This is a genomic window from Caulobacter sp. P1_B12_2, from assembly GCF_056406675.1.
The window spans coordinates 1-2,345 of sequence record NZ_JBFTZS010000588.1 but is presented as its reverse complement, the minus strand read 5'-3'; the positions used below and the strand labels follow the sequence as shown (position 1 = coordinate 2,345).

At 70.3% G+C, this 2,345-nt stretch carries 3 protein-coding genes; all 3 read left to right on the top strand.

Annotated elements, in window-relative coordinates:
* Window positions 1-360: SPOR domain-containing protein (locus tag AC1DZ6_RS23695; protein ID WP_477099558.1), on the top strand; the 360-nt coding region annotated here is incomplete at its 5' end.
* 13 nt (window positions 361-373) lie between these two features.
* A complete protein-coding gene (nagZ, locus tag AC1DZ6_RS23690) occupies window positions 374-1,399 on the top strand; it encodes a beta-N-acetylhexosaminidase (protein WP_477099557.1) in 1,026 nt (341 codons plus the stop codon).
* On the top strand, window positions 1,396-2,220 hold the full coding sequence (locus AC1DZ6_RS23685; RefSeq protein ID WP_477099556.1) for a segregation and condensation protein A: 825 nt from the start codon (window positions 1,396-1,398) through the stop codon (window positions 2,218-2,220). The genes nagZ and AC1DZ6_RS23685 overlap by 4 nt, the downstream gene beginning before the upstream one ends.
* Window positions 2,221-2,345 lie beyond the last annotated feature (125 nt).

The following is a 2,345-nucleotide window of genomic DNA, read 5'->3' as shown; positions in this document are numbered from 1 at the left end:
CCGAGCATCGAGAGCCTGGCCACCGCCGCCGTCTCGCCCCGGGCGACGACCCCGGCCGCCAAGCCGGTCACGGTCGCAACCAAGCCCGCCGCCGCGCCGGCCCCCGCCGCTTCGGCCGGCGGCCCGGCCAGCGTGCAGATCGGCGCCCTGTCCTCGACCGCCCTGGCCGACAAGGCCTGGTCCGACGCCGCCCGCATCGCGCCGGGCATGGCCGCAGGCAAGGGCAAGCGGGTCGAGGCGATCGACAAGAACGGGTCGACCCTCTACCGCACCGCCGTCACCGGTTTCGCCAGCCGCGCCGAGGCCAAGGCGTTCTGCGACGCCCTGACCGCCGCCGGCAAATCCTGCTTCGTGAAGTAAGGGAGCAGGGCGCATGGCCACCATCTCCGCCGCCATCCTCGGCTGCGCCGGGACCACCCTGACAGCGGAAGAGGCCGCGTTCTTCCGGGACGTGAAGCCGTGGGGCTTCATCCTGTTCAAGCGCAACATCGCCGATCCCAACCAGGTCCGGGCCCTGACGGCGGCGTTGCGCGAGACGGTCGGCCGTCCCGACGCCCCGATCCTGATCGACCAGGAGGGCGGCCGCGTCGCTCGCCTTGGAGCCCCCCACTGGAAAAAATATCCGCCGGGCGCGGCCTACGGCGCGCTGGCGGCCAACGACCCGCTGGTGGCCCGTGAGGTCACCCGCCTGGGCGCGCGGCTGATCGCCCACGACCTGCTGGACCTGGGCATCAATGTCGACTGCGTGCCGGTGCTGGACGTGCCGGACCCGCAAGGCCACGAGATCATCGGCGACCGCGCCTATGGCGACACGCCCGAGCAGGTGGYCACCCTTGGCCGCGCCGCCGCCGAGGGCCTCTTGGCCGGCGGCGTGCTGCCGATCATCAAGCACATCCCTGGCCACGGCCGCGCCCTGAGCGACAGCCACCTGGAGCTGCCGGTCGTGAAGGCCAAGCTGGCCGAGCTGGACGCCCGCGACTTCGCGCCGTTCCGGGTGCTGTCCGACATGCCGATGGCGATGACCGCCCACGTCGTCTACACGGCCATCGACCGCGGCCGCCCGGCGACGACGTCGAGGAAGGCCATCAAGAAGATCATTCGCGAGTCGATCGGCTTCGACGGCCTTCTGATGAGCGACGACCTGTCGATGAAGGCGCTGTCGGGCGACTTCAAGCAGCGCGCTAAGGACAGCCTGGCCGCCGGCTGCGACGTGGTCCTGCACTGCAACGGCGACATGGCCGAGATGAAGGCGGTGATGTCCGGCGTCGGCAAGCTGTCGCGCGAGGCCAAGCGCCGGGTCCAGGCGGTCATGGGCCGGCTGGTCAAGGTTCCCGAGCCGCTGGACGTGGCCCAGGCCCGCGCCCGCTTCGACGCCGCCTTCAACGGTGAGTTTGCGTGAGCACGGGCTTCCAGCCCACTCTGGACTTCGAAGCGGCCAACGAAGCGGCCGAAGACGGCGCCGCGCTCGTCATCGACATCGACGGCTACGAAGGCCCGCTGCACGTGCTGCTGGCCCTGGCGCGCAGCCAGAAGGTCGACCTGCTGCAGCTGTCGATCACCAAGCTGGCCGAGCAGTACCTGGCCTTCGTCCAGCAGGCCCGCCGCGTGCGCTTCTCGCTGGCCGCCGACTATCTGGTGATGGCCGCCTGGCTGGCCTATCTGAAATCCCGCCTGCTGCTGCCCAAGCCCGAGCGCCCCAAGGCCGAGGAGCCGCCGGCCGAGGAGATGGCCGCCCAGCTGGCCTTCCGCCTGGCCAAGCTGGACGTGATGCGCCAGGCTGTCGAGGCCCTGAAGGAACAGCCGATCCTCCAGCGCGACGTCTTCATGCGCGGCGATCCCGAGGCGGTGAAGATCGTCTCCTCGACCCGGTTCGAGGGCGACCTCTACGCCCTGATGACCGCCTACATCACCCAGCGAAAGCGCGACCACGGACGCCACTATGCGCCGCGCCCGCCCCAGGCCTATCCGCTTGAGGACGCCCGCGACCGCCTGCGCGACCTGCTGCCGGAAATGATGGACTGGACCACCCTGTCGGGCGTCGCCCCGGTCGGCCGCTGGGAGGAAGACCCCGACGGTCCCAGCCCCGCCAGCTACCTGGCCTCGACCCTGTCGGCCAGCCTGGAGCTGGTGAAGGAGGGCATTCTGGAGGCGCGGCAGATGGAGGCGTTCTCGGACATCTATCTGCGGACCCGGGCCGAGCCGTTGGAGCCGGTCCAATGATGTCCATGCTCAACAAAGCTTGTCATCCCGGACAAGCGAAGCGCAGATCCGGGATCGCCGGAAGCGCATGCGCTCAGGCATCGGTCCCGGATCTTCGCGCTGCGCGCTCGTCCGGGATGACAACT